Source organism: Phytopseudomonas seleniipraecipitans, assembly GCF_900102335.1.
Lineage (GTDB): Bacteria > Pseudomonadota > Gammaproteobacteria > Pseudomonadales > Pseudomonadaceae > Aquipseudomonas > Aquipseudomonas seleniipraecipitans.
Map to the genome: position 1 here is coordinate 49,966 of NZ_FNBM01000004.1, position 20,159 is coordinate 70,124.

A 20,159-nucleotide genomic window follows, 5' to 3' on the forward strand; every position below is an offset into this window, starting at 1 on the left:
AGCAATGGATTGCCAGGCGCCACTTACTGTATATAATCCCAGGCACTGTATATAAAGACAGAGCCGCCCACATGATCAAACTGACGCCCCGCCAAGCCGAAATCCTCGCCTTCATCAAGCAGTGCCTGGAAGACAACGGCTACCCGCCGACACGGGCAGAGATCGCTCAGGCGCTCGGCTTCAAGTCGCCCAACGCCGCCGAAGAACATCTCAAGGCCCTGGCCCGCAAAGGGGCCATCGAGATGACGCCAGGCGCCTCTCGCGGCATTCGCATTCCAGGCTTCGAACCTAACCAGGTCGAGGAAGAAGGCCTTCCAGTCATTGGCCGGGTCGCTGCAGGCGCACCTATCCTGGCTCAGCAACACATTGAAGAAGCGTGCCGGATCAATCCGGACTTCTTCCGCCCTAGAGCCGACTACCTGTTACGCGTACGCGGCATGAGCATGAAGGACATCGGTATCGTCGACGGCGACTTGCTCGCCGTGCATACCACCAGCGAAGCGCGCAACGGCCAGGTAGTGGTCGCGCGGATCGACGACGAAGTCACGGTCAAACGCTTCAAGCGTGAAGGCAATACCGTCTGGTTGCTGGCGGAAAATCCCGAGTTCGCCCCAATTGAAGTGAACCTCGAAGAGCAGGATTTGATTATCGAAGGCTTGAGTGTCGGCGTCATACGCCGCTAATGGAGGCTTTATGCAATTCCCGCAGTCGCTGAGCCGTAACCAGTTGCCACTGTTCGATGCCTTTCTGGGCTCTACCGTGGCAGTGGCAGAACCTGAACCAGTAGGCCAACAGACAACCTTCAGTGAAGTGTCGCTGAGGGGAGCCGCGAGTCATTGCCTGACGCTACTGGCGCCGATGCTGCGAGAACTGAGCGAGAAGGAAGATGAGCGCTGGCTCACCCTGATCGCACCACCCGCTAGTCTTACGCAAAGCTGGTTGCGCGAAGCCGGCCTGAACCGCGAACGCATCCTGCTGCTGCACCCGCGCAACAGCCAGAGTGCGCTGCAGCTGGCTCAGGAAGCGCTGAAGCTAGGCCGCAGCCATACGGTCGTCAGCTGGCTGCACCCTTTGCCCCAATACGCACGCCAACAGCTGGAAGCCGCGGCACAACTGGGCCAGGCGCAAAGTCTGAATATCAGCCTGGGCTGAAACGCCCGACAGGTTTACAGCAGAAGCGCAAAGAGCACTTGTCGAGACCCGCTTTCCGCCTAGCTCGGCTTCGGGCAGGTAAAGAAGAACCGAATCAGTGCAGGACGCGCGGTTCGTCTTCTTGCTCGAAATCACCTTCCGCCATCCGGCCGGCCATTTGCACACCGACGTTGAGCATCGCCTTGGCGACCTCCACATGCTGGCCTTGAAGAAAGGCTTTGGCGTCCTCGGAAAAATCCAGCACTACCAACGATTCCTCGTCGTCGGCTCGACGCAGGGCAATACGCCCATCGGGCAATTCGACGATCTCAAGGAAGGCAGTAGACATAACTCGGATTCTCCACGAAAGGCTGCGCATTGTAGCAGCCGCTCCGGTCAACTGCCTGGCGAAAAGCCGCTAGGCGCCGAACGGACTGTTCAATTGGCGGTGGCGTGCATGCTCACCATTCGCTCAGACCGACGCGAAAGCGCTGCGCCAGCGCCTTCAATTCCTGTCGCCAGCTTTCTAATGTTTCCCGAGCTAGCGCAGGCTGCTCCCGGTCCAGGCTCACGGCTTGGATCAAGGATGCCGTTTCGGCAGTGGCCTTGGCTTCCTTTGCCTGACGCGGCGGCTGATACAGCCCTGCGTGTGCAGCTAGCAGCTGGCCAAGCCAGGTGTGTGCGCTTTCGGAAAGCTCAACCAGCTCGGCCAACTCCGGGCTTGGCGCCGACGCCAGACTCTGGCGATCGAGCAATACCTCTGCGCGCGACGCGGTGCTGTTGGGCAGACGGTAATAACCGGCAATTTCATGGCACAGCCCGAGCAGCGCGCCATACAGGTGAAAGAGTGTCGCCTCACGCTCAGCCTGGATCAGCGCCTGGGCGTTCATCACGCGGCTTTCTTCGGCCTTTTGCCAGGACTCCAAAGCAAGCCCGGCGTAGAAAATTTTCTGGTTGGTGCGGGTATACAGTTCGCCAGCCATAGGCACTCCTGATGCTCAGGCATGCCCCAACGGAGCATGCCCGGCGCAGATCAACGCTTGTCTTCGACCTTCCACTTGCCACCGTCAAAGAACGCTTTCCAACCGGTGGGCTTGCCGTCCACTTCGGTCTGCACGTACTGCTCCTTGGTCTTGCGGCTGTAACGGATCACAGCGGCGCGGCCTTCCGGGTCCTTGGCCGGTGCATCAATCAGGAAGTGGTACTTCGGATCGATCTCGTCCTTGTGCGGAATCAGTTCGAGCACCAGCGGTGCACGGGTTTCGCGGTTCTTCGGGAATTGGCTGGCAGCCAGGAACAACCCCGAGGCGCCATCACGCAGCACATAGGTGTCATCGACCTTTTCGCACTTGAGCTCCGGCATCTTCACCGCATCCATCTTGGGTGGCGCGGGCTCGCCGCTGCGCAGCAATTTGCGGGTGTTCTTGCATTCGCTGTTGGTGCAACCGAAGAACTTGCCGAAGCGGCCAGTCTTGAGCTGCATCTGGCTGCCGCACTTGTCGCACTCCAGGCTCGGCCCTTCGTAGCCCTTGATACGGAATTGGCCTTGCTCGATCTCGTAGCCCGCACAATCCGGATTGTTGCCGCAGATGTGCAGCTTGCGCGTTTCATCCAGCAGATAAGCATCCATCGCCGTGGCGCAGATCGGACAACGGTGCTTGCCGAGCAGTACGCGCGACTCCGACTCGCCCTCGTCATCCGCAGCAATCTCGTCACCGGGCACCAGGTTGACCGTAGCCTTGCAGCGCTCTTTCGGCGGCAGGGCATAGCCCGAGCAACCGAGGAAAACGCCGGTCGAGGCGGTACGGATCATCATCGGCCGGCCGCAATCACGGCACGGAATATCGGTCAGGGTCGGCGTGTTGGCACGCATACCATTGTCGCCGTCGGCGGCCACTTCCAGCTTCTTCTTGAAGTCGCCGTAGAACTCGTCGAGCAGGTGCTTCCACTCGCGCTCGCCTTGTGCCACGTCATCGAGATTCTCTTCCATACCGGCGGTAAAACCGTAGTCCATCAAGTCGGAGAAGCTCTCGGAGAGGCGCTCGGTAACGATGTCGCCCATTTTTTCGGAATAGAAGCGGCGGTTGTGCAACGCCACATAGCCACGGTCCTGGATAGTGGAAATGATCGCCGCGTAGGTGGACGGACGACCAATTCCGCGCTTTTCCATTTCCTTGACCAGGCTGGCTTCCGAGTAACGGGCTGGCGGCTTGGTGAAGTGCTGGCTCGGGTCGAGCTTGATCAGCTTGAGCGCCTCACCTTCTTTCATTTCCGGCAGCACGGCGTCATCGCCCGGCTTGCTCAGCTGAGGTTGCGCACGGGTGTAACCGTCGAACTTGAGGATGCGGCCTTTGGCACGCAGCTCGAATTGCGCAGCGGTGACTGTCACGGTAGTCGACAGGTATTGCGCAGGCGGCATCTGACAGGCCACGAACTGACGCCAGATCAGCTCGTACAGCCGCTCGGCGTCACGCTCCATGCTGGAGAGCTGGGTCGGACGGAGGTTGACGTCGGAGGGACGAATCGCTTCGTGAGCTTCCTGAGCACCCTCCTTGCTGGAGTAGACATTGGCCTTCTCCGGCAGGTACTTCGCGCCGTATTCGCCATCGATAAAGTTGCGCACCATCTCAACGGCATCGGCCGACAGGTTGGTGGAGTCGGTACGCATATAGGTGATGTAACCCGCTTCGTACAAACGCTGGGCCATCATCATGGTCTTTTTCACGCCGAAACCCAGGCGCGTGCTGGCGGCCTGCTGCAGCGTGGAGGTGATGAACGGCGCCGACGGCTTACTGCTGGTCGGTTTGTCCTCACGCTTGGCGATGCTGTAGCTGGACGCCTTGAGGGTCGTCAGCGCCGCCATGGCCTGGGCTTCGTTCAACGGCTTGAAGGCAGCGCCGTTCTCACGCGCCACTTCGAAACGCACGTCGGCACCTTTGGCGGTGCCCAGATCGGCGTGCACTTCCCAGTATTCTTCCGGTACGAACGCGCGGATTTCCTTCTCGCGCTCGACCACCAGCTTCACGGCAACCGATTGCACCCGGCCGGCCGACAAACCGCGGGCGATCTTCGACCACAGCAGTGGCGAGACCATGTAACCCACCACGCGGTCAAGGAAGCGACGCGCCTGCTGCGCATTGACCCGATTGATATCCAGCTCGCCTGGGGCGGAAAACGCCTCTTGGATGGCCTTCTTGGTAATTTCGTTGAACACCACGCGCTTGTAGCGGCTGTCATCGCCACCAATGGATTCGCGCAGGTGCCAGGCAATCGCCTCCCCCTCTCTATCCAAGTCGGTCGCGAGATAGATGGTGTCGGCTTCCTTGGCCAGGCGGCGCAGTTCCTCGACCACCTTTTCCTTGCCGGGCAGGATCTCGTACTTGGCCTTCCAGCCATGCTCGGGATCGACCCCCATACGGTTGATCAACTGGCGCTTGGCCTTTTCCTTGGGCGACAGTGCAGGCCCTTCGCCGGCAGCTGCCTTGCCGCGCTTCACGGGTTCCTTCGCGGCCGTCGAGCCACTGGTGGGGAGGTCGCGGATATGGCCGATGCTCGACTTCACCACGTACTGGCTGCCCAGGTACTTGTTGATGGTCTTGGCCTTGGCCGGGGATTCCACGATGACCAGCGATTTACCCATGGATTGGAAAATTCCTGAAATTCGGTAATTGAAAGGCAGCGAATGCCTGAAAAACTGTTGGTGTATCGGCTCGACGCATGCGGCATCGGCGATGAAAGCGCCCGCTCGATAGAGCGAGCGCCAAAGAACGTGGCGCTGCCGCTTGTATCACATCGTTAGGGCGGTCATACAACGACCCGCAATGTGCTGCGACCTGCTTTGGCCCCGCTATATATAGTGGCGGTCAAGCCAAGGTCAAGGGCGAGTATGTTTTCCAGCAGCCTCAGGGACGCCGCAAAACACTTGCCTCGGCCTCGACAAAAGCAAAGCGCGCAACACGCTCGCCGTCCACCTCGACCTCACTCTGAAACATCTCCAGCGGCCGCACCCAGAGACCGAACTCGCCGTACAACGCCTGGTAGACGACGACTTCTTCCTCAGTCTCGGAATGTTTGGCGACGCCCAGCACTCGGTACTCGGGGCCTTTGTAATGACGGTAGAGACCGGGCTGCAGCGACATCATTCAATTTCCTGAAAATATTTTTCATCGATAAAAATAGTCGGCTGCATTTTTTGCAACTCGACTGCACCATCCAGCGTATTGCGGAGGGCGATGCAAAAAACAAAAACCGGGGCAGAAGCCCCGGTTGTGTCATCACCAAAACGTCAGATGCGCTCGAACACCGTGGTGATGCCTTGACCCAGGCCGACGCACATGGTCGCCACGCCGAAGGTGCCGTTGTTCTGCTTCATCACGTTCAGCAGGGTACCGGAGATACGCGCTCCGGAACAACCGAACGGGTGACCCAGGGCGATGGCGCCGCCGTGCAGGTTGACCTTCTCTTCCATCTTGTCGAGCAGTTTGAGGTCTTTCAGCACGGGCAGGGCCTGGGCAGCAAAGGCTTCGTTGAGCTCGACAAAATCGATGTCATCGATAGTCAGGCCAGCGCGTTTGAGCGCCTTCTGGGTGGACGGCACCGGGCCATAGCCCATGATTGCCGGATCCACACCGGCCACTGCCATGGCGCGAACCACGGCCATTGGCTGGATGCCGAGATCCTGAGCCCGCTGCGCGGACATCACGATCATGCAGGACGCGCCATCGGTGATCTGCGACGAAGTACCCGCGGTAACGGTGCCGCCCTTTGGGTTGAACGCCGGCTTGAGGTTGGCCAGGCTTTCCAGGGTGGTCTCGGGGCGAATGGTTTCGTCGTAGTCGAAGACCTTGAGGAAGCCGTTCTCGTCGTAACCCTGCAGCGGGATGATCTCGTCCTTGAACTTGCCTTCGACGGTGGCCTTGTGGGCCAGCTGGTGCGAACGCACACCGAACTTGTCCTGGGCTTCGCGGGTGATGCCGTGCATCTTGCCCAGCATCTCGGCGGTCAGGCCCATCATGCCGGACGCTTTGGCAGCGTACAGCGACAGGTGCGGGTTCGGGTCGACACCGTGCATCATGCCGACGTGGCCCATGTGCTCGACGCCACCAACCACGAACACATCACCGTTGCCGGTCTGGATCGCCTGCACAGCGGTGTGCAGCGCGCTCATCGACGAGCCACACAGGCGGCTGACGGTTTGCCCGGCACTGGTGTGCGGGATCTGGGTCATCAACGACGCCATGCGCGCGATGTTCCAGCCCTGCTCGAGGGTCTGGTTGACGCAACCCCAGATGACGTCTTCGACTTCTTTCGGGTCAACCTTGTCGTTGCGCTCCAGCAGCTTGCTGATCAGCTGCGCCGATATCGTTTCGGCACGGGTATTACGGTGCATGCCGCCCTTGGAACGTCCCATCGGGGTACGGCCGAAGTCGACGATGACTGCATCTCTTGGATTCAGGCTCATAAATTCACTCTCGCTCCAATCGTTGCGCGATTAACCAAAGAAGGTCTGGCCGTTTTTGGCCATTTCACGCAGTTTCTCGGTCGGCTGATACAGCGCGCCCAGATCGGCGTACTTGTCGGCCAGGGCCACGAATTGGGCAACCCCGACACTGTCGATGTAGCGCAGCGCGCCACCGCGGAACGGTGGGAAACCGATGCCGTAGATCAGGCCCATATCGGCCTCCGCAGCCGTGTCGACGATGCCGTCTTCCAGGCAGCGCACGGTTTCCAGGCACAGCGGGATCATCATGGTATTGATGATGTCCTCGTCGCTCATCTCGCGCTGTTCCACCACGATCGACTTGAGCAGCTCGTAAGCCTCAGGGTCGGTGACCTTCTTCGGCTTGCCGCGCTTGTCGGTCTCGTAGGCGTAGAAACCCTTGCCGTTCTTCTGGCCGAGGCGATTGGCTTCGTACATCACGTCCACCGCAGTACGGCCTTCAACTGCCATGCGATCCGGGAAGCCTTCAGCCATCACATCGCGGCCGTGGTGGCCGGTGTCGATACCGACGACATCGGACAAATACGCCGGGCCCATCGGCCAGCCAAACTTCTCCATGACCTTGTCGATACGCGCGAAGTCGACTCCAAAGCTCAGCAGCTTGGAGAAGCCGCCGAAGTACGGGAACAACACGCGGTTGACCAGGAAGCCCGGGCAGTCGTTGACCACGATCGGGTTCTTGCCCATCTTCTTGGCGTACGCCACGGTAGTGGCAACCGCCTTGTCGCTGGATTTCTCGCCGCGGATGACTTCGACCAGAGGCATCATGTGCACCGGGTTGAAGAAGTGCATACCGACGAAGTTTTCCGGACGCTTGAGCGCTTTGGCGAGCAGGCTGATAGAAATGGTCGAGGTATTGGACGCCAGGATGGTGTCCTCCTTGACCGCAGCCTCTACCTCGGCCAGTACGGCCTGCTTGACCTTGGGGTTCTCGACCACGGCTTCGACGACGATGTCGACATGGCCGAAATCGCCATAGGACATGGTCGGACGGATGGCGCTCAACGACTCGGCCATCTGCGCAGTGGTCATGCGGCCTTTCTCGACACGCTTGCCCAGCAGCTTGGAGGCTTCGCCCAAGCCCATCTGGATGCCTTCCTCGCGGATATCCTTCATCAGGATCGGCGTGCCCTTGGACGCCGACTGGTAGGCGATACCGCCGCCCATGATGCCTGCACCCAGCACAGCAGCCAGTTTCACGTCGTGAGCGATGGCGTCGTGAGCCTTGGCCTTTTTCTTCAATTCCTGGTCATTGAGGAACAGACCGATCAGGCTTTCGGCAACCGAGGTCTTGGCCAACTTGGCGAAACCGGCGGCTTCGACTTCCAGGGCCTTGTCGCGGCCGAAATTGGCGGCTTTCTGAATGGTCTTGATCGCCTCGACCGGCGCCGGGTAGTTCGGCCCGGCCTGGCCGGCAACGAAACCCTTGGCGGTTTCGAAGGCCATCATCTGCTCAATCGCGTTGAGCTTGAGTTTTTCAAGTTTGGGCTGGCGCTTGGCCTTGTAATCCAGCTCGCCGGAAATCGCGCGCTTGATCAGGTCCAGCGCACCAGCCTGCAGCTTGTCAGCGCTGACCACGGCATCCACTGCGCCGACCTTGAGGGCTTCCTCGGCACGGTTTTCCTTGCCGGAGGCGATCCACTCGACCGCATTGTCGGTGCCGATCAGGCGCGGCAGGCGGACGGTGCCGCCGAACCCCGGGTAGATGCCCAGTTTGACTTCGGGCAGGCCGATCTTGGCGTCTTCGGCCATGATCCGGTAGTCGGCGGCCAGGCACATCTCGAGACCGCCACCCAGGGCGATACCATTGATCGCAACGACCGTTGGCACTGCGAGGTCTTCGAAATCGCTGAAGATCTGGTTGGCTTCAAGATTACCGGAGACCAATTGCTCTTCCGGCAGCTTGAAGTTTTCGACGAACTCGGTGATATCGGCACCGACGATGAACACGCCCTTGCCACTGCTGACAATCACGCCTTTGACCGAGGCGTCGGCCTTGATCGCATCGACCGCCTGGCGCAGTTCGCCCAGGGTTAGACGATTGAACTTGTTGACGGACTCACCCTTGAGGTCGAACTTCAGTTCGACGATGCCGCTTTCAAGAGCCTGAACCGTGATGGCTTTACCTTCGTAAATCATCAACTGATCTCCACGCTAGGGAATCTGAACAGTACACACCGGAGCCAACCAGCAGACTCGCGCCACAAACACTAGACGAAAAATCTGCCACCCACCGATGCGGTATTCGGACTGGATTGGGCCCTGCCAGACAGGCAAACACTCAATTCATACGCCCGTTTGATTTGGGTAAGCACACCTTTACGGAAAAGCTGATGATTGTCAATTGGCGTTCTGTAGCGAGTCACCGCGGCCACTACCAATCAATACTGGCCAGCAAAGCGTGCGACGAAAAGTCAATCATCGGCGTCGATAATGCATCATTCGGCGGGCATGCCTGTAGCACAGCGCGGCGCTAGCCAAATCCAGGGGCGCCGGTTAGAGTCGCGCGATTCGGCTGCCACCGAATGACCAAAACAACAATAACGACGCGACTTCCGCGAGGTATCAGCATGCCGAAATGCCTGCACGCCATCTCTCTCTTTGCCCTGCTCACGGCCTTCTTTGTACCCGGTACAGCTACTGCCATCGACATTGCGTCGCACGCGCAGCATCTGCAGCGCCTGCATCTGGCCGCGCAAAAAAGCCTGGGCGACTTCTACATGTACAACAGCATGGAAGGTGATCAGCGCTATGCGCGGATGATCGAGCAATCGCGGCAAACCGCCCGCGAGCAGCTGCAGAAACTGGCGAACATGCAGGACGTCGGCGCCGCTCACCTGCACACGCAACTGCAGCAGCAATGGCAAGCCTATGACCAGAACCTGACCACCCTGATGGCCACCCTGGCCAAACAGGGCTACACAGATCTGCAACCGGTCGCCGACATGGCGGCTCGTAACCGGCAACTCCTGCTGACCTGCCAGGACTTGTACGAAGCACTGAGGCGTTCAGACGCTGCGGCGATATCCGAGCAATCCGATAACACCCGCCAGCTCGCCCTGCTGATGCAGAACATCGCAGTCAGCTACGCAGCGCGCAGTGCAGCGGTAGGCGCAAGCTTTTCCGGAGACAGCAGCGAACGACCGATCGAAGACCTTGTGGACGATTTCTCTGCACGTCTGGCTTCACTGCGCACGCTGCCAGACAACAACACGGACGTTGACGAGACGCTGGAGGGCGTGACGACCAAGTGGCGCTATATCGAAAAGTCGCTGCGTAACTACAACGAGAAGAGCGTTCCGTTTCTGGTCAACAAGTACGCGGACAGCATCATCAACGGCCTGCTGACAGTTGCTGACCTGTATGCACAGGCGCCTATGGAAAACGCTCGCTCATGACCGATCGCGCCATGCGCCGGCCATTGAACAGAGCCTCAGGCGCGCGCTTTGAGAAAGGCAGCAACGGCCTGCAACGATTCAGGCTGAGCCCGCTCGCCCCAGAACAGCGCGACCATCTGCGGGGTCGCCTCAGCCTTGTAGACGTCCGCCGGCAAGGTGCCGAGCTGCTCGGCAAGTGCGTTGTCTGCACACGGCTCCTGCCATTTGTTCAGCCACTTGCCCGGCTCGCTCTGCCAGTAGCTCCAGCTGTCCTGGCGCCCGCGTGGGCGCGGATGGTGGTACTGCGGGCACGGGTTTGGCGGCGTGTTGCTCATCCAGTACGGCCATTCGGTGCGGGCCAGCTGCATGGTCAATCCCATGCGCCGCGCCTGCATGCGCACATCCATTTGGCCACGCTGACGCCGCGACGGGACCAGCCAGACCAGTGGGCTAAGCGCGACAACCAGCAACGCAACAACGATCCATCCCGTCATAATTTCTATCTCGACCGCTTAACCTGTGGTAAATGCTCAAACCAGCCATACTTGAAATCACTGGTCACCCCGTAAGGAGACAATCTCATGTCCTACCAGCACATTCTGGTCGCCGTCGATCTGACCGAGGAGTGCGACCCGGTAATGAAGCGCGCCCAGGCTCTGGCCAACAGCACCCAGGCGAAACTCTCCGTGGTGCATATCGTTGAGCCAATGGCCATGGCCTTCGGCGGTGACGTGCCGATGGATCTGTCGATGCTGCAGCAGCAGCAGTTCGAACAGGCCAAGGAACGCCTCGATGCCTTCGCGCTCAAGTACCCTCAACTCGAAGCTGAAAGCCGCCACCTGGCTTACGGCCAGCCGCGCCAGGAAATCCACCGTTTGGCGGCCGAGCAGCGCTGTGACCTGATCATTGTCGGCAGCCACGGCCGACATGGCCTGGCGCTGCTACTCGGCTCGACCGCCAATGACGTGTTGCACGGCGCCCCTTGCGATGTGCTGGCGGTCAGCCTGAAGAAACCGTCGGCCTAAGCGAACCTCATAGCGAACAACGCCGGGCAAAAGCCCGGCGTTTTTTCGACACTCTTCACCGGGCAGATGGCTCGTGCTCGCCCTGTAACGTCATCAGCCTTCCAGTTCAGCCCAGCGCTCGACCAGCCGCTCCAGCTCTTCCTGCTGTGCCTGCAGCTGCGCCAGGACGGCCGAGGTATGCTCACCGGACTGCTGGTAAAACGCGGGGTCGGCAACTTTTGCTTCCAGCTCAGCGATCTTCTGCTCGGCCGCATCGATCTGCTCAGGTATGGCATCCAGCTCGCGCTGATGCTTGTAGCTGAGCTTCTTCTTGGCAATCGGCGCGGCTTCCGCTACCGGCTCGGCAACAGAGGCGACGACAGGCGCTTCGACGACGGCGGAGCCCAGCTCGGCCTTGCCGGACTTGGTTTCGCCCACACCCAGCAAGCGCGGCGAGCCGCCCTGGCGCAGCCAGTCCTGGTAACCCCCGACGTACTCGCGCACCTTGCCTTCGCCCTCGAATACCAGGGTGCTGGTGACCACGTTGTCGAGGAATGCCCGGTCGTGGCTGACCATCAGCACGGTGCCCTTGAAGGTCAACAGTACTTCTTCGAGCAACTCGAGGGTTTCTACGTCCAGATCGTTGGTCGGTTCGTCGAGCACCAGCAGGTTGGCCGGTTTGCTGAACAACTTGGCCAGCAGCAGGCGCGCACGCTCACCACCAGACAACGCCTTGACCGGTGTACGGGCACGCTGCGGACTGAACAGGAAGTCACCCAGGTAGCTCAGCACGTGGCGGTTCTGACCGTCGATCTCGATGAAGTCGCGGCCTTCGGCGACGTTGTCGATAACGGTCTTTTCCAGGTCCAGCTGGTGGCGCAGCTGATCGAAGTAGGCCACATCGATCTTGGTGCCCTCCTCCACTTTGCCGCTGGTCGGTTGCAGACCGCTGAGCATCAGTTTCAGCAGCGTAGTCTTGCCGGTGCCGTTGGCGCCGAGCAGGCCGATACGGTCGCCGCGCTGCAGGACCATGGAAAAGTCTTTGATCAGGAATGGGCCTTCCGGATGATGGAAGCTGACGTTCTCCAGCACCATCACCTGTTTGCCGGACTTCTCCGCCGTGTCGAGCTGAATGTTGGCCTTGCCAGTGCGTTCACGGCGTTCGCTGCGCTCTACGCGCAACGCTTTAAGGGCACGCACACGGCCTTCGTTACGGGTACGCCGGGCCTTGATGCCCTGGCGAATCCACACTTCCTCCTGGGCCAAGCGCTTGTCGAACAACGCATTGGCGGTTTCTTCGGCGGCCAACGCGGCCTCCTTGTGCACCAGGAAGCTGGCGTAGTCGCCGTTCCAGTCGATCAGGCCGCCGCGGTCCAGCTCGAGAATGCGCGTGGCCAGGTTCTGCAGGAAGGAACGGTCGTGGGTGATGAACAGCACGGCGCCCTGGAAATCCTTGAGAGCTTCTTCCAGCCAGGCGATCGCGCCGATATCCAGGTGGTTGGTCGGCTCGTCGAGCAGCAGCAGATCCGGCTCGCTGACCAGCGCCTGGGCCAGCAGCACCCGGCGGCGCCAGCCACCGGAAAGCTCGGCGAGGGTCTTGTCAGCCGGCAGCTGCAAACGGCTCAGGGTGCTGTCGACCAGTTGCTGCAGACGCCAGCCGTCGCGGGCTTCGAGTTCCTGCTGAACGTGCATCAGCTTGTTCAGATCGTCTTCGGTGGCGCAGTTCTGCGCCAGATGGTGATACTGGGCCAGCAGCTCGCCAACGCCGTCGAGGCCCTGAGCGACCACATCGAACACGGTACGCCCGTCGGCCACCGGCAGTTCCTGCGGCAATTCGCCGATTTTCAGCCCCGGCGCGCGCCATACGGCGCCGTCATCGGGTTTCTGGTCGCCCTTGACCAGCTTGAGCATGCTCGACTTACCCGTCCCGTTACGGCCGATGATGCACACCCGCTCACCGCGAGCGATCTGCCAAGACACCTTGTCCAGCAGCGGCATGGCGCCATAGGCCAGGGAAACATCGGTGAACTTGAGCAGGGTCATGGGTTGCCTCGACAATACGCTGGAGTGATGGGCGAAAGGTCTGCGAACGCCACCAATGGGTTCGCCCTGTAGCCGACCACCACGAAACTGATCTGGACGGCGCACGCGCCAGCCAAAAACCGGGGGCGTATTCTAACCGAGAAGGCCCTCGGCGTCTGTGAACCCTTCAGTGCCGGCCGTCGATGTGACATAAACAGACATGCGCCATCCTGCCACGGCCCTTTCGCGCCGAGCGGGCAAAAGGCTAAGCTAACGCCCGTTGTCATTAGCGCGCCCGCAACTGCCGAGCCAGCCTGCCGCGCTGACCGGTAACCGCCCCAAGGGCATCGAGCGACCGGCATCAGCCAGATCGCGCCCGTCCACGAGATGATCCCCGGAAGTGCCATGCGCTGTCGTTTGCCCAGTCTGCTGTCCTGCCTGATCCTTTGCGCCACCACCGCAACCCTGAGCCAGGCAGCGAGCCTGAGCCAGCAACGCCAGTATTACGATGAGGCCAAGGCCGCACTAGCCAAGGGTGACAAAGGCCCTTATGAGCGCTATGCCCGTGAATTGCGCGATTATCCGCTGACGCCCTACCTGGCCTATGACGAACTGACCGCGCGCCTGAAATGGGCCAGCAATGCCGAAATTGAGGCATTCCTTGCCGCCCATGGTGATTTGCCGCAGGCCAGCTGGATGAAACTGCGCTGGCTGCGCTGGCTGGCCGAACGCGGCGAGTGGCAGACCTTCGCCAAGTATTACGACCCGGGGCTCAACTTCACCGAACTGGACTGCCTCAACGGTCAGCGTCAGCTCAGCCAGGGGCAAACCGCCGAGGGCTATGCCAGTGCCGAGAAACTCTGGCTGGTGGGCAAGTCGCAGCCCGAAGCCTGCGACCGACTGTTCGACCGCTGGGCAGCCGAAGGGCAACTGACCGAACTGCGCCGCTGGCAGCGCGCCAAGCTGGCGGCCGAGGCGCGCAACTACAGCCTGGCCACGTTCCTGAGCAAGGACCTGCCAACCCTCAGCAACCACGGCAAGTTGCTTGTAGAGGTGGGCCAGAAACCGCAAATCCTCACCCAGACTGCGCGTTTCACCCCGGCGGACGACGCCATGGGCGACGTGGTCAGTCTCGGCTTGCGCCGTCTCGCGCGTCAGGATCCGGAGCAGGCGCTGAGCCTGCTCGAAAGTTACTCCCAGCGCATGCAGTTCTCCGAGCAGGAGAAAGTGGCCATCGCCAACGAGATCGGCCTGACTCTGGCGCGTCGTTTCGACCCGCGTGCGCTCGACGTGATGGGCAAGTACGATCCCAATCTGCGTGATGACACCGTCAGCGAATGGCGCGCGCGGCTGCTGCTACGCCTTGGCCGCTGGGACGAGGCCTACACGCTGATCAGCCGCATGCCGGAATCGCTGGCCAGCACTAACCGCTGGCGCTACTGGAAGGCGCGCAGCCTGCAACTGGCGCAGCCCAACGGCAAGGCAGCCCAGCCATTGTTCGAGAGTCTGGCCAAGGAGCGGGATTTCTACGGATTCATGGCGGCCGATCAGGTCAAAGAACCCTATTACCTGAAAAACGCGCCGCTACCGCTCAACGCCAGTGTGATCAAGAAGGTTCGCAACGCGCCAGGCATCCGCCGCGCCATGGAATTCCATGACCGCGGCCAGATTGTCGATGGCCGCCGCGAGTGGTACCACGCCAGCCGCCATTTCGACCGTGACGAGCTGGTGGCCCAAGCCCGCCTGGCTTACGACATGGAGTGGTACTTCCCGGCCATTCGCACCATCAGCCAGGCCAAGTACTGGGATGACCTCGATGTGCGCTTCCCGATGGCCCACCGCGAGCCGCTGACCGCCGAAGCCAAGAAGCGCGGCCTGCACTCCAGCTGGGTGTTCGCTATCACCCGGCAGGAAAGCGGCTTCATGGCCGATGCCAAATCTCACGCCGGCGCCATGGGCCTGATGCAGGTCATGCCCGCTACCGCCAAGGAAACCGCGCGCAAATTCGGCATCCCACTGAGCAACCCCAACAACACCCTGCTGCCCAACGTGAACATTCAGTTGGGCACCGCCTACCTGAGCCAGATCTATGGCCAGTTCAACGGCAACCGCGTCCTGGCCTCGGCGGCCTACAATGCTGGCCCCGGTCGCGTGCGCCAATGGCTGCGTGGGGCCAACCACCTGTCTTATGACGTGTGGGTGGAAAACATCCCCTTCAATGAAACCCGCCAATATGTGCAGAACGTGTTGTCTTACGCGGTGATCTACGGCGACAAGCTCAACGCCCCACAACCGCTGGTAGGCTGGCACGAGCGTTATTTCGATCAGTGAGGCGGCTGCAATCATCCCCGATTGCGCCTGGCGACACCTGAATCCTCCCAGGTGTCGCTGCGCTCGACCCGGCCTACATAAGGGATGGGCGCATCAACCTACGCCAACACCTCGACCGGCATCCCGACCTGCAGCTCGCCACTGGTGTGATTGATCAGGTTCTGCCCGAAAAGGATTTCGCCCTCGCGCTGGCGGTAGCTGCGCAAGGTGGTCAGCGGCTCGCGGTCCGCACTGCGCTCGCCGGTCTGTGGGTCGATGGTGGTGATGATGCAGCGCGAGCAGGGCTTGGCGACGGTGAACTCGACGTCGCCGATGCGGATGCGCTTCCAGCTGTCTTCGGCATACGGCTCACTGCCCTGAACCACCAGATTGGGGCGAAAGCGCAGCATCTCCAGCGGTCGGCCAACTCGCGTCGCCAGATCATCCAGCGAGGCCTGGCCGATCAGCAGGAGCGGAAAGCCGTCGGCGAAGCCGACCTTTTCGCCCCCCGATACATTACCCTCGATGTAGCGAGCCCGCTGCTCGGGCACGTGCACCAGGCGGCACGGCTTGCCGATGAACTCACTGGCCCAGGCCGCGGCCTCGTCACCCGCGTCCGGCACGCGCATGGCATCGCGCCAGATGATTACCCCACGCAGCGCCTCATCCGGATCAGGAAGCGCCACCTCAAGAGCAGGCCGATCAGGCGCTTCGAGCGTCAGGCCGCCTGCCTGATTCCAGCGCGCCCTCAGGCGGCTCATTTGCGGAAAGGTGCGCTGGGTCAGAAAGCGGCCATTTTCTTCGCTTGCCAGCATCCAGCGGCGATCGCCCACTACGCCCAGACCGTCGAGCTGCAGAACAGGAAGCGACTCGCCCATGGCGGACTTGAGAGGGAAGCGGTAGAGGGAAGAGAGATGCATGGCTCGGCGTCCTGACATGAGCGAAACGGCGGTTATACGCAAACCGCCGGCCTCGCTCAAGCCAAGCCCGGTTTATTGCTCGTCGAGCGTCAGGCGTTCGCGAATCACGTCGACCAGCTTGTCGGGCTGGAATTTGGAGAGGAAGTTGTCGCAGCCGACTTTTTTCACCATCGCATCGTTGAAGCTGCCAGACAGCGAGGTGTGCAGGACCACATAGAGGTCACGCAGACGTGCATCCAGACGAATTTCCGTGGTCAGGCGATAGCCGTCCATTTCCGGCATTTCGGCGTCAGTGAAGATCATCAGCAGCTTGTCGGTCATCACCTGGCCGGTATCGGCCCAGGCCTTGAGCATGTTCAACGCTTTCAGGCCGTCGGTGGCTACATGCATCTTGATGCCGAGCTGGGACAACGTGTCGCGCAACTGCGACAGGGCGACGCTGGAATCATCGACCAGCAGCACCTCACGACCGCGCGCCTTTTCCAGCAGCGGATCGGCCAGGCGATCACTGGAGATGCGCGTGTCGTAAGGCACAATTTCGGCCAGCACTTTTTCCACGTCGATGATTTCCACCAACTGATCATCGACCTTGGTGATCGCCGTCAGGTAATGATGGCGCCCTGCTCCGCCAGGCGGTGGCAGGATAGATTCCCAGGTGAGGTTGAGAATGCGGTCGACGCCGCCGACCAGGAATGCCTGAATCGAGCGATTGTATTCGGTGACGATAATGGTGCTGCGCTCATCCGGCACGATTGGTCGCATGCCGATGGCTTGGGACAGATCGATTACCGGCAGCGTCTGGCCGCGCAGATGAATCACCCCACAGACGAACCGATGCCGCTGCGGCATCAGCGTCAGCTTGGGCATCTGCAGGACTTCCTGCACTTTGAACACGTTGATCGCGAACAACTGCCGGCCTGCCAGCCGGAACATCAGGATTTCCAGGCGGTTCTCGCCCACCAGCTGCGTTCTTTGGTCAACGCTGTCGAGAATACCGGCCATTATTCGCTCCTGTGAGGCGTGATGTTCATGTGAAGCTATCGGCCGGCAATGAAGTTACTGAAGGCGGCGTAGCGCACTGTCATCCTGCCTCAGCTGCTGGCGATAAGCCATCAGCTGAGTGTTCAGTCGCGCAGCAATGGAGAGTTCTGCGGCAGATGCAGCCGAAGCGCTTGCGGGCGTGCGGAAAAGCGCATGGTATGGCCTTCGCGAGGCTCACCATCGAGGTTGAGATCGAGCCCTTCAGGGGCATCGATTTCCAACCACGGCAGACGAGCGGTAACCGACACGCCTTCGATACCGTTCAGGCTTCCGGAAAACAGCGTTCCCAAGGTACCCACGACGTCGTTGGCAGCCGGCACGATGCAGATATCCAGCAGACCATCATTGACGCGGGCATGCGGGCACAGCACATGCCCGCCGCCCGCCTGGCGCCCGTTGCCGATGCCCAAGGCGAGAAATTCCCCTTCCCAATGGAAGTCCGGGCCTTTGAAACGGCCGAACGCAGAGCGCACTTCGGCAAAGCGGGTCAAGCCAGTAAGCATATAGGCAGCCCCACCGAGCACCCGCTTGAGTTCCTCAGAGGTATTGGCGGTTACATTGGAGCCGAAGCCACCGGTGGCCATATTGAGAAATAGCTGACCATCGACCTCGCCCAGATCGATCGGCTGCGCGGGCACATCGAGCAGTGCGAGCGCCTCGGAAGGCGGCAACGGAATGCCGGCTGCATTGGCGAAATCATTGGCAGTGCCCAGCGGCAGCAAGGCCAGGCTGGCGTCCGTCTCTGCCTTGGCCATCGCTTCGGCAACATCGCGCAACGTGCCGTCGCCACCGCCGGCTATCACAGTCGGATAACCTGCCTGCAAGGCGTCGGCCACCAGACGCTGGGCGTCGCCTGCCTCCCACGTCAGGCGCACGGCCAGGTCCCAGCCGAGCTCGCGCTGGGTCTTGACCGCAGCACGCACGTCCTCGTTGAGGGACTGCTTACCATGAAGGATCAACAGCGCTTTACGCTCTTGCATAACGGCTCCGGAAGCGGGATTGAAAACGATGCTGTTTATGCAGACAGCGGACAGGCGAAATAATCACGGCTACTCGCGCTGTCTCATCGCACAACGATCGTACACCTCAGCCGAGCAGCTCACTCATGGGAATGAAGCGCAAGCTGTCGCCTTCTTCAAGCGTCGTACCTTCCAGCACCTCGGCCAAACCCTCGGCCCATGCCGCGCTGCGCAGCACTCCGGAGCTTTGATTGGAATACGGCACCACTCGACCGTTTTCCAGGCGTGCGCGCAGGTACTCACGGCGCTTACCTGGCTTGCTCCAACTGAATGCGGCAGGCACCGCGAAACCCAGCGGCTCGACTTTTTGCACGCCCAGCCGGCGCAGCAGATAAGGCCGCGCCAACAGGCCAAAGGTCACCAACGTGGAGGCGGGATTTCCCGGCAGACCGATCACCGGGCGACCACGAAAGTCGCCTACGGTAAGCGGCTTGCCCGGTTTGATCGCCAGCTTCCACAAGGCCAGTTCACCGGCCTCGCGCAGGGCAATGCCGAGGAAGTCCGCCTCGCCGACGGACACACCGCCCGTGGAAAGGATCAGGTCGACATCCTGCAACGCGGCCAGCGCCTCACGGGTACGCTCGAGATCGTCGACCAGAATACCGCCATCGACGACTTCGCAACCCAGGCGCTGCAGCCAGGCGACCAGCAGATACCGATTGCTGTTGTAGATCTGCCCAGCGCCCAGTGCCTGGCCCGGTTCGACCAGTTCGTCACCGGTAGACAGTACTGCGACACGAGGCCGACGGCGCACCGGCACCTGCGCCAGACCAATCGAAGCGGCCAGGCCCAGCTCGACCGGCCCAAGACGCGTACCAGCGCTCAGCAGCGTTTCACCCTTGCGGTTTTCCTGCCCCTGCGGACGAATGTTCTGAGCGACTTTCATCGGCTGCTTGAAATGCACACGGCCGTCATCGCCTAGGGTGACGTTCTCCTGCATTTCCACCGTATCGGCACCTTGCGGCACTGGCGCGCCGGTAAAAATGCGCGCGCAGGTGCCAGGCTGCAGCGCAGCCGGGGCGGTGCCAGCGAGAATGCGCTGACTTACCGCCAGCGCCTCCCCCTGCCAGTCGCCAAGGCGCAGGGCGTAGCCGTCCATCGCGCTGTTCGGCCAGGGCGGCAGATCGAGCCCGGCAATCATCGGCTCGGCCAGCACGCGGCCGTCAGCCTGGGCCAGATCGACTCGCTCGAGACCTTCGATTGGCGTGGCCTCAGCCAGCGCCAGCAACCGCGCCAGCGCCTGCTCTACCGGCATCAGGGGCGAATGCGGCTCGCTCATCCGCGGCTCTCGCAAGGCTGCGCAGCCTTGAGATGCGGCACGAAGTTACAGGGGCGATGACGGGCGTCGAGCTGTTCCGCGAGGATGCCGTCCCAGCCGGTGCGGCAGGCGTTGGTCGAACCCGGCAGGCAGCAGACCAGTGTGCCGTTGGCCAGGCCGGCCAACGCGCGGGACTGGATCGTCGAGGTGCCGATGTCGACGGTGGAAATTTGCCGGAACAGCTCGCCGAAGCCGTCGACCTGCTTGTCCAACAGGCAGGCCACCGCTTCCGGCGTGCTGTCGCGACCGGTGAAGCCTGTGCCGCCAGTGATCAGCACGACCTGCACCACATCCTCGGCGATCCAGGTGGCGACCTGGGCGCGGATCTTATACAGGTCATCCTTGAGCAACACACGCTCGGCAAGGTTATGGCCGGCCGCTTTCAGGCGGTCGACGAACAGCTGTCCAGAGGTGTCGGTTTCCAGCGTGCGGGTATCGCTGACGGTCAGCACGGCGATATTCAGGGGCACGAATGGCGCATCGGCCTTGTGGCTCATGGCGGGCTTCCAGTTGTCGT

Annotated in this window: 18 protein-coding genes; 5 read left to right on the forward strand and 13 right to left on the reverse strand. The window is 61.3% G+C overall.

Translation table 11 applies throughout. From position 1 onward, the window contains the following. Nucleotides 1-71: 71 nt before the first annotated feature. Nucleotides 72-683, forward strand: coding sequence for a transcriptional repressor LexA (gene lexA / locus BLS60_RS10215; protein WP_092367557.1), 612 nt, complete (start codon nucleotides 72-74; stop codon nucleotides 681-683). A gap of 10 nt (nucleotides 684-693) precedes the next feature. Then, a complete protein-coding gene (gene sulA / locus BLS60_RS10220; protein ID WP_092367560.1) occupies nucleotides 694-1,152 on the forward strand; it encodes an SOS-induced cell division inhibitor SulA in 459 nt (152 codons plus the stop codon). Between the two features lie 94 nt (nucleotides 1,153-1,246). Here the strand turns inward: sulA and BLS60_RS10225 are convergent, their stop codons facing one another. From BLS60_RS10225 to fadB, 6 genes are all read right to left on the reverse strand, one after another. Continuing rightward, nucleotides 1,247-1,480, reverse strand: coding sequence for a hypothetical protein (locus BLS60_RS10225; RefSeq protein WP_070882007.1), 234 nt, complete (start codon nucleotides 1,478-1,480; stop codon nucleotides 1,247-1,249). Nucleotides 1,481-1,592: 112 nt separating this feature from the next. Further along, on the reverse strand, nucleotides 1,593-2,114 hold the full coding sequence (locus tag BLS60_RS10230) for a DUF6586 family protein (protein WP_092367564.1): 522 nt from the start codon (nucleotides 2,112-2,114) through the stop codon (nucleotides 1,593-1,595). Between the two features lie 50 nt (nucleotides 2,115-2,164). Further along, the gene (gene topA / locus BLS60_RS10235) at nucleotides 2,165-4,771 is read right to left on the reverse strand and encodes a type I DNA topoisomerase (RefSeq protein ID WP_092367567.1); all 2,607 of its coding nucleotides are present in this window, start codon (nucleotides 4,769-4,771) and stop codon (nucleotides 2,165-2,167) included. A 262-nt stretch (nucleotides 4,772-5,033) separates the two neighbouring features. After that, nucleotides 5,034-5,270, reverse strand: a complete 237-nt coding sequence (locus tag BLS60_RS10240; protein ID WP_070882057.1) for a DUF1653 domain-containing protein — start codon at nucleotides 5,268-5,270, stop codon at nucleotides 5,034-5,036. Between the two features lie 146 nt (nucleotides 5,271-5,416). Then, entirely contained in the window at nucleotides 5,417-6,592 is a 1,176-nt protein-coding gene (gene fadA / locus BLS60_RS10245) for an acetyl-CoA C-acyltransferase FadA (RefSeq protein ID WP_092367570.1), read from the reverse strand. 30 nt (nucleotides 6,593-6,622) lie between these two features. Beyond that, entirely contained in the window at nucleotides 6,623-8,770 is a 2,148-nt protein-coding gene (fadB, locus tag BLS60_RS10250) for a fatty acid oxidation complex subunit alpha FadB (protein ID WP_092367573.1), read from the reverse strand. 431 nt (nucleotides 8,771-9,201) lie between these two features. Between fadB and BLS60_RS10255 the strand changes: the two genes are divergently transcribed. Next, nucleotides 9,202-10,029, forward strand: coding sequence for a hypothetical protein (locus tag BLS60_RS10255; protein ID WP_092367576.1), 828 nt, complete (start codon nucleotides 9,202-9,204; stop codon nucleotides 10,027-10,029). A gap of 35 nt (nucleotides 10,030-10,064) precedes the next feature. On the opposite strand, the gene BLS60_RS10260 is transcribed toward BLS60_RS10255, so the two are convergent. Next, nucleotides 10,065-10,502, reverse strand: coding sequence for a hypothetical protein (locus tag BLS60_RS10260; protein WP_092367579.1), 438 nt, complete (start codon nucleotides 10,500-10,502; stop codon nucleotides 10,065-10,067). Nucleotides 10,503-10,589: 87 nt separating this feature from the next. Here BLS60_RS10260 and BLS60_RS10265 point away from each other — a divergent pair, with 87 nt between their 5' ends. Further along, entirely contained in the window at nucleotides 10,590-11,033 is a 444-nt protein-coding gene (locus BLS60_RS10265; RefSeq protein WP_070882000.1) for a universal stress protein, read from the forward strand. Nucleotides 11,034-11,126: 93 nt separating this feature from the next. Here the strand turns inward: BLS60_RS10265 and BLS60_RS10270 are convergent, their stop codons facing one another. Next, nucleotides 11,127-13,055: an ATP-binding cassette domain-containing protein gene (locus BLS60_RS10270; RefSeq protein ID WP_092367582.1), complete on the reverse strand. Its 1,929-nt coding sequence runs from the start codon at nucleotides 13,053-13,055 to the stop codon at nucleotides 11,127-11,129. Between the two features lie 384 nt (nucleotides 13,056-13,439). On the opposite strand from BLS60_RS10270, the gene BLS60_RS10275 reads away from it, so the two are divergent. Continuing rightward, a complete protein-coding gene (locus tag BLS60_RS10275; protein WP_092367585.1) occupies nucleotides 13,440-15,365 on the forward strand; it encodes a transglycosylase SLT domain-containing protein in 1,926 nt (641 codons plus the stop codon). 98 nt (nucleotides 15,366-15,463) lie between these two features. Here BLS60_RS10275 and BLS60_RS10280 read toward each other — a convergent pair whose 3' ends face one another. From BLS60_RS10280 to moaB, 5 genes are all read right to left on the reverse strand, one after another. Next, nucleotides 15,464-16,264 (reverse strand): MOSC domain-containing protein, encoded by an 801-nt coding sequence (locus BLS60_RS10280; protein WP_092367588.1) that lies wholly within the window; start codon nucleotides 16,262-16,264, stop codon nucleotides 15,464-15,466. Nucleotides 16,265-16,336: 72 nt separating this feature from the next. After that, entirely contained in the window at nucleotides 16,337-17,266 is a 930-nt protein-coding gene (locus tag BLS60_RS10285; protein ID WP_070881996.1) for a chemotaxis protein CheV, read from the reverse strand. Nucleotides 17,267-17,388: 122 nt separating this feature from the next. Further along, nucleotides 17,389-18,285, reverse strand: a complete 897-nt coding sequence (yegS, locus tag BLS60_RS10290) for a lipid kinase YegS (RefSeq protein ID WP_092367591.1) — start codon at nucleotides 18,283-18,285, stop codon at nucleotides 17,389-17,391. A gap of 106 nt (nucleotides 18,286-18,391) precedes the next feature. Next, entirely contained in the window at nucleotides 18,392-19,603 is a 1,212-nt protein-coding gene (locus tag BLS60_RS10295) for a molybdopterin molybdotransferase MoeA (RefSeq protein WP_092367595.1), read from the reverse strand. Further along, the gene (gene moaB, locus BLS60_RS10300; protein ID WP_070881993.1) at nucleotides 19,600-20,139 is read right to left on the reverse strand and encodes a molybdenum cofactor biosynthesis protein B; all 540 of its coding nucleotides are present in this window, start codon (nucleotides 20,137-20,139) and stop codon (nucleotides 19,600-19,602) included. The genes BLS60_RS10295 and moaB overlap by 4 nt, the downstream gene beginning before the upstream one ends. Nucleotides 20,140-20,159 lie beyond the last annotated feature (20 nt).

What these genes read in the sequence shown, in the direction of transcription:
- lexA (WP_092367557.1), top strand. Translation starts at nt 72, where the DNA reads ATGATCAAACTGACGCCCCGCCAAGCCGAAATCCTCGCCTTCATCAAG.
- sulA (WP_092367560.1), top strand. Translation starts at nt 694, where the DNA reads ATGCAATTCCCGCAGTCGCTGAGCCGTAACCAGTTGCCACTGTTCGAT.
- BLS60_RS10225 (WP_070882007.1), bottom strand. Translation starts at nt 1,480, where the DNA reads ATGTCTACTGCCTTCCTTGAGATCGTCGAATTGCCCGATGGGCGTATT.
- BLS60_RS10230 (WP_092367564.1), bottom strand. Translation starts at nt 2,114, where the DNA reads ATGGCTGGCGAACTGTATACCCGCACCAACCAGAAAATTTTCTACGCC.
- topA (WP_092367567.1), bottom strand. Translation starts at nt 4,771, where the DNA reads ATGGGTAAATCGCTGGTCATCGTGGAATCCCCGGCCAAGGCCAAGACC.
- BLS60_RS10240 (WP_070882057.1), bottom strand. Translation starts at nt 5,270, where the DNA reads ATGTCGCTGCAGCCCGGTCTCTACCGTCATTACAAAGGCCCCGAGTAC.
- fadA (WP_092367570.1), bottom strand. Translation starts at nt 6,592, where the DNA reads ATGAGCCTGAATCCAAGAGATGCAGTCATCGTCGACTTCGGCCGTACC.
- fadB (WP_092367573.1), bottom strand. Translation starts at nt 8,770, where the DNA reads ATGATTTACGAAGGTAAAGCCATCACGGTTCAGGCTCTTGAAAGCGGC.
- BLS60_RS10255 (WP_092367576.1), top strand. Translation starts at nt 9,202, where the DNA reads ATGCCGAAATGCCTGCACGCCATCTCTCTCTTTGCCCTGCTCACGGCC.
- BLS60_RS10260 (WP_092367579.1), bottom strand. Translation starts at nt 10,502, where the DNA reads ATGACGGGATGGATCGTTGTTGCGTTGCTGGTTGTCGCGCTTAGCCCA.
- BLS60_RS10265 (WP_070882000.1), top strand. Translation starts at nt 10,590, where the DNA reads ATGTCCTACCAGCACATTCTGGTCGCCGTCGATCTGACCGAGGAGTGC.
- BLS60_RS10270 (WP_092367582.1), bottom strand. Translation starts at nt 13,055, where the DNA reads ATGACCCTGCTCAAGTTCACCGATGTTTCCCTGGCCTATGGCGCCATG.
- BLS60_RS10275 (WP_092367585.1), top strand. Translation starts at nt 13,440, where the DNA reads ATGCGCTGTCGTTTGCCCAGTCTGCTGTCCTGCCTGATCCTTTGCGCC.
- BLS60_RS10280 (WP_092367588.1), bottom strand. Translation starts at nt 16,264, where the DNA reads ATGCATCTCTCTTCCCTCTACCGCTTCCCTCTCAAGTCCGCCATGGGC.
- BLS60_RS10285 (WP_070881996.1), bottom strand. Translation starts at nt 17,266, where the DNA reads ATGGCCGGTATTCTCGACAGCGTTGACCAAAGAACGCAGCTGGTGGGC.
- yegS (WP_092367591.1), bottom strand. Translation starts at nt 18,285, where the DNA reads ATGCAAGAGCGTAAAGCGCTGTTGATCCTTCATGGTAAGCAGTCCCTC.
- BLS60_RS10295 (WP_092367595.1), bottom strand. Translation starts at nt 19,603, where the DNA reads ATGAGCGAGCCGCATTCGCCCCTGATGCCGGTAGAGCAGGCGCTGGCG.
- moaB (WP_070881993.1), bottom strand. Translation starts at nt 20,139, where the DNA reads ATGAGCCACAAGGCCGATGCGCCATTCGTGCCCCTGAATATCGCCGTG.